Raw genomic sequence first — 4,845 nt, forward strand, 5'->3', positions numbered from 1 at the left:
CTTTGCGGCTCCGCCGCTCTCCGCGCTTCGCGCGTCGATCACCGAGGGCGGCGCGGGTCGGGGGCGCTGACGCGCCGGGGGGTGAGGGGCGGAGCGGGCGGGGGTGCGGGGGCGGCGAGTCGGGTGGGCGGGGGTTAGGTGGTGGTGGTGGTGGTGCGGAAGCGGGCGCGGTAGGTGGAGGGGGTTGTGCCCAGGCGGCGGAGGAAGGCTCGGCGTAGGGATTCGTCGGTGCCGAGGCCGCTTTGGGTGGCGGCGGCTGTGACCGTGGCGCCGGCGGCCAGGAGGGATTGGGCTGCCTCGATGCGGATGGCCTCCACGTAGACCGCCGGGGTCGAGCCGACCCGCTCGTGGAAGAGGCGGGTGAGGTGGCGGGGGCTGAAGCCGCCCAGCCGGGCGAGCGCGGGCAGTGAGTGGTCGGCCGCCGGGTCCGCGGCGACCGCGTCCAGTACGGGGCGCAGCGGGTCGTCGGCGGCGGCGCGGGCGCGCGAGGGGACCGAGAACTGCGATTGGCCGCCCGGTCGGCGCAGGAACACCACCAGGTCGCGAGCCACCTCGCGGGCCAGATCGGCGCCCTCGTCGGCCTCCACCAAAGCCAGCGCGAGGTCGATGCCGGCCGTCACCCCCGCGGAGGTGTAGACCGTACCGTCCCGAACGAAGATCGCGTCCGGCTCGACCGAGACGCTCGGATGGCGCCGGGCCAACATCGCCACGTGCCGCCAGTGTGTGACGGCCCGACGCCCGTCGAGCAGCCCCGCTCCCGGCCGAGGGCGGGCGCGGTGGTGGTGGCGGAAGGGGCCTACTCCGCCCGGCTGCCGCACTCGCCCGCCCACGGGTGGGTCAGTTCCTGGCAGCGTCGCCAGAACCAGGCCCGGTCCGGCCGGCTCTCCCGGGTCGCCGTCCGGTAGTGGGTCGGCCGCGGGGTCCGATCGTGCCAGAACAGGCCGGTGCTGCGGCCCGGTTCGTCGGCCGCGCACAGCCACACCGCGGTGTCCGCGCCCTGCTCGGGAGTGCGCAGCAGCGGCGCGGTCAGTCGGCGAAAGCTCGGCATCGACGCGCGCAGGCCCGCGGTGTCCGCCCATCCCGGGTGAGTGGCGTGCACGACCGGGCCGCCGGCGCCCAGGTGCTCTGCCCACAACTCGGCCAGCACGACCTGCATGCGCTTGGTCCGCGCGTACGCGACGGCCGCCTTGTACGGGCCGCGTTGGTACTCGATGTCGTCCACCGGCAGCCGCTGGGTGTACATCCCGCCCGAGCTCATCCACACCACCCGCGCGCAGGACACGGGGTCGGCGGCCACGAGGCGGCTGAGCAGATGCGGCCCGAGCACGTGCACGGCCAGCGACAGCTCGTGTCCCTCGGCGGTCTCGGCGCGCTCGGCGGACATCACCCCGGCGTTGTGCACCAGCGCGTGCAGCGGGCCGTGCTCGGCACGCAGTTCCTTCGCGAATCGGGCCACGTCCGGCAGGCTGCCCACGTCGCAGCGCCGCACGGTCAGATCGGCGCCCGGTACCAGCTCCGCCACCCGCCGACGGGCCGCCTCGGTGCGCTCCTCGTCGCGCCCGACCAGCACCACGGTCGCGTCGAGTCGGGCCAGGCCGACCGCCGCCGCCTCGCCGATGCCGGAGGACGCCCCGGTCACCACGACGGTCCGCCTCTTGAGCGCCGCCGGCTGCGGGTCGTCGGGAAACCCGGCCCGCCGGCGAACCCCGTACCCGATCCGGCTGTATCCGGGCACGATCGTCCGGTCCATCGCCCGCTCCCAGAACCGACTCTCCGTCATCGCACGCTCACCTCCGTCGTAGTCACGGAGAGACAATGCCCGCTACGGGCCTTTCATACTATTTGCGGTGTCGCCCCCTGAATCCGGCCCGACGCCGCCCACCGAGCCGCATGCGACCGCATAACAAAAGACCGCCTCCCGGACGGATCCGGGAGACGGTCTTGTCTGTGGAGCTACGGAGAATTGAACTCCGGACCTCTTGCATGCCATGCAAGCGCTCTACCAACTGAGCTACAGCCCCGCTATTCAACTGGGCCGGCGGGCTTACCCGCTCGACCACGAGTACTTTACACGCTCCCCCGCGCCGCATCCAAACGCCTTTCCCGGGGCCGTCCCCGGCGGGCTCCGGGGTTCGCAGAGGCGCTCCGCGAACCCCGGTGTCGACTCAGAAGCTGCCGACGGGCCGGGTCATCCCGGCCATCGCGCCGCCGTCCACGACCAGCTCGGTGCCGGTCAGATAGGACGCCGCGTCGGAGGCGACGAACGCGACCACCTCGGCGACCTCCTCCGGCGCGGCGATCCGGCGCAGCGGGACGGAGGGGAACCTGCCCGGGCCCTGCTCCAGGCCGACCGCGGCGATCATCGGGGTGTCGATCGTGCCCGGGTGCACCGAGTTGACCCGGATGCCGTGCTCCCCGACCTCCAGGGCGACCGTCTTGGACAGGCCGCGTACGGCCCACTTGGTCGCGCCGTAGGCCGCGTGCCCCGGCATGCCCTCCAGGCCGGCCTGCGAGGAGATGTTGACGATCGAACCGCCGCCGCGCTCCTTCATCGCGGGCAGCACCGCCTGCATCCCGTGCCAAACGCCGAAGAAGTTGACCTGGAGAATGCGCTCGACCCGCTCGGTCGTCTCGTCGGCGAAACCCCTGGTCCAGTAGATCGCCGCGTTGTTGACCAGGATGTCCACGCCGCCGAACTCGGCGACGGCCACGGCGACCACCCGGGCCCAGTCGGCCGGATCCGACACGTCGTGCCGGACGAAGCGCGCGGCCCCACCCAGCTCCGCGGCGATCTTCGAGCCCTCCTCCACGAGCAGGTCGGTGAGCACGACCCGGGCGCCGTTCGCAACGAACAGCCGGGCCTCGGCCGCGCCCTGGCCGCGTGCGGCGCCGGTGATTATCGCGACCTTGCCGGTCAGATCCGCCATGGGATGCCACCTTTCCTCGATCGATGCGAACGCTTCGACGGCACGGCCCCCATCCCGGTCAGCCGCCCGTCACGTACTTCACGGTCGGCCCGGTGGTCCAGCCGCCGTCCACCGCCAGCTCCGCGCCGGTCACGTAGGACGCGGCGTCGGAGAGCAGGAAGGCGACCGCGGAGCCGATCTCGCTCGGCTCACCGACCCGGCCCATCGGAGTGTTGGGGTAATTGCCCTCGCCGGCTCGGATGCCCACGGACGAGGTCATCGGCGTGTAGATCATGCCGGGGTGCACCGAGTTGACCCGGATCCCGGCGGTGCCCAACTCGACTGCGGCGACCTTGCTCATCCCGCGCACGGCCCACTTGGACGCGCCGTAGGAGCCGGTCATCGCCAGGCCCATCAGGCCGGCCGCGGAGGAGATGTTGACGATCGAGCCGCCGCCGCCCGCCTTCAGGTGCGGGATGACCGCCTGCATGCCCAGCCAGACGCCGGTCAGGTTGACCTTGATCACGAACTCGAAGTGTTCGAGCGTCTCGGTGTCGAACATCGCGCCCGTGGCCACGCCGGCGTTGTTGACCAGCCCGTCGACCCGGCCGAACTCGGCGATCGTGAAGTCCACGACCGCTTTCCACTGCTCTTCGCTGGTCACGTCGTGCTTGTGGAAACGCGCGTTCGCACCCAGCGCGGCGGCCGTGTCGGCACCCTCGTCCAACAGGTCGGTGATCACCACCCAGCCGCCGCCGGCGACGATCTGCTCGGCCGCGGCGGCGCCCAGCCCACGGGCGCCACCGGTGACGATGACGACCTTGTCGGTCAGGTTGGGGCCCTGGAGTTCAGCCATGATGCGTTCCTTCGATCCGTGCCTGCCGACTTCGAACGGTTGCCGATCGGCCGCCGCCTGGCGCGGCCGTTACCCCTGTACCGGTGGCACGATGCCCGCCATCGAGCCCCCGTCGATGACGAACTCCGTCCCGGTGATCCACGAGGACGCGTCCGACGCGAGGAAGACCACCAACTCGCCGATGTCCTCCGGCTCGCCGACCCGACGCAGCGGCACGGTCGGGAAGTTGCCCGCGCCGCGCGTGAAGCGATTGCCGATCATCGGCGTGTCCACGGCGCCGGGATGCACCGAGTTGACCCGGATCCCGTATTCGCCCAGTTCCAGCGCGGCGGTCTTGGTCAGCCCGCGGATCGCCCACTTGGAGGACCCGTAGGCCGCGTGCCCCGGGATGCCCTGAAGGCCCGCGAGCGAGGAGATGTTCACGATCGACCCGCCGCCGTTCGCCCGCATCAGCGGCGCCACCGCCTGGATGCCGTGAAACGTCCCGAACAGGTTGACCTTGAGAATGCGATCCAACCCTTCGGGCGTCTCCTCCAGGATCGGCTTGGTCCACAGGATGCCCGCGTTGTTGACCAGCACGTGCACGCCACCGAACTCGCGCACGGCCACCTCGACGACCGCAGCCCAGTCCGCCGCATCCGACACGTCGTGCCGCACGAACCGAGCCGCACTCCCGATCGCAGCGGCGACCGCTGCTCCCTCGTCGGCCAGCAGATCGGTCAACACGACCTTCGCCCCACGCTCGGCCAACAACCGCGCCTCGGCCTCCCCCTGCCCCCGCGCCGCCCCGGTGACAATCGCCACCTTGCCCCTCAAATCAGCCATACATACCGCCTCCACGACTCCCACACGACCCCAACCCCAACCACACCACCCCCGCACCCCACCCACCCACTCCGCCCCTCACCCCCGGCGCGTCAGCGCCCCCGACCGTGGCCGCCCCAGTGATCGACGTGCGAAGCGCGGAGAGCGGCGGAGCCGCCAGTTGGGACTTCGTGCCCCGGAGCGAAGCGGAGGGACACGAAGTCCCGAGCGAGGGGCCGCTTTTTCTTGGAGGAGCGAAGCGGGGGAAAGAAAAAGCGG

Annotated in this window: 5 protein-coding genes and 1 tRNA gene; all 6 read right to left on the reverse strand. The window is 71.7% G+C overall.

Translation table 11 applies throughout. From position 1 onward, the window contains the following. Positions 1-134: 134 nt before the first annotated feature. The 6 genes from A3IC_RS70070 to A3IC_RS0113285 all read right to left on the reverse strand — a co-directional run bounded on the left by A3IC_RS70070 (position 135) and on the right by A3IC_RS0113285 (position 4,587). Complete coding sequence (locus tag A3IC_RS70070) at positions 135-704, reverse strand: helix-turn-helix domain-containing protein (RefSeq protein ID WP_079026427.1); 570 nt, start codon at positions 702-704, stop codon at positions 135-137. Positions 705-796: 92 nt separating this feature from the next. Then, positions 797-1,780, reverse strand: coding sequence for an SDR family NAD(P)-dependent oxidoreductase (locus A3IC_RS70925; protein ID WP_020550542.1), 984 nt, complete (start codon positions 1,778-1,780; stop codon positions 797-799). 168 nt (positions 1,781-1,948) lie between these two features. Continuing rightward, a tRNA-Ala gene (locus A3IC_RS0113270) sits at positions 1,949-2,021 on the reverse strand. A 144-nt stretch (positions 2,022-2,165) separates the two neighbouring features. Next, the gene (locus A3IC_RS0113275) at positions 2,166-2,927 is read right to left on the reverse strand and encodes a glucose 1-dehydrogenase (protein ID WP_020550543.1); all 762 of its coding nucleotides are present in this window, start codon (positions 2,925-2,927) and stop codon (positions 2,166-2,168) included. A gap of 58 nt (positions 2,928-2,985) precedes the next feature. Next, on the reverse strand, positions 2,986-3,762 hold the full coding sequence (locus A3IC_RS0113280; RefSeq protein ID WP_020550544.1) for a glucose 1-dehydrogenase: 777 nt from the start codon (positions 3,760-3,762) through the stop codon (positions 2,986-2,988). 69 nt (positions 3,763-3,831) lie between these two features. Next, a complete protein-coding gene (locus A3IC_RS0113285) occupies positions 3,832-4,587 on the reverse strand; it encodes a glucose 1-dehydrogenase (protein ID WP_040876564.1) in 756 nt (251 codons plus the stop codon). Positions 4,588-4,845 lie beyond the last annotated feature (258 nt).

Origin of the sequence: Embleya scabrispora DSM 41855, from assembly GCF_000372745.1 — a bacterium.
GTDB classification, from domain to species: domain Bacteria; phylum Actinomycetota; class Actinomycetes; order Streptomycetales; family Streptomycetaceae; genus Embleya; species Embleya scabrispora.